This is a genomic window from Pseudomonas sp. IT-P4, assembly GCF_949767755.1.
GTDB classification, from domain to species: domain Bacteria; phylum Pseudomonadota; class Gammaproteobacteria; order Pseudomonadales; family Pseudomonadaceae; genus Aquipseudomonas; species Aquipseudomonas monachiensis.
The window spans coordinates 1-277 of the sequence record NZ_CATKPX010000107.1 but is presented as its reverse complement, the minus strand read 5'-3'; the positions used below and the strand labels follow the sequence as shown (position 1 = coordinate 277).

The 277-nt window shown below is 67.1% G+C and carries 1 protein-coding gene; it reads left to right on the top strand.

Going from position 1 to position 277, the window contains the following annotated elements:
• Window positions 1-277 (top strand): DUF5801 repeats-in-toxin domain-containing protein (locus ACM6IT_RS28015; RefSeq protein ID WP_414919115.1); only part of this gene is annotated, 277 nt, incomplete at both ends.

The following is a 277-nucleotide window of genomic DNA, read 5'->3' as shown; positions in this document are numbered from 1 at the left end:
ACCCAGAGCTTCGCCGCCAACTTCAACTCGGCGTTTGGCGCCGACGGGGCCGGTACCCTGACCTATGCGCTGGGCGTGGTGGCCGGGGCTTCCGGGCTGATCGACACGGCCTCGGGCCAGGCGGTGAACCTGTCGCTCAACGGCACCGTGGTCGAAGGGCGTACAGCCCTCAGTAACCTGCTGGTGTTCACGGTCAGCGTGGCCGCCAATGGCAACGTCACGCTCGACCAGGCCCGCGCCGTGGTGCATGCCGACCCAAGCAATCCCGATGATTCGA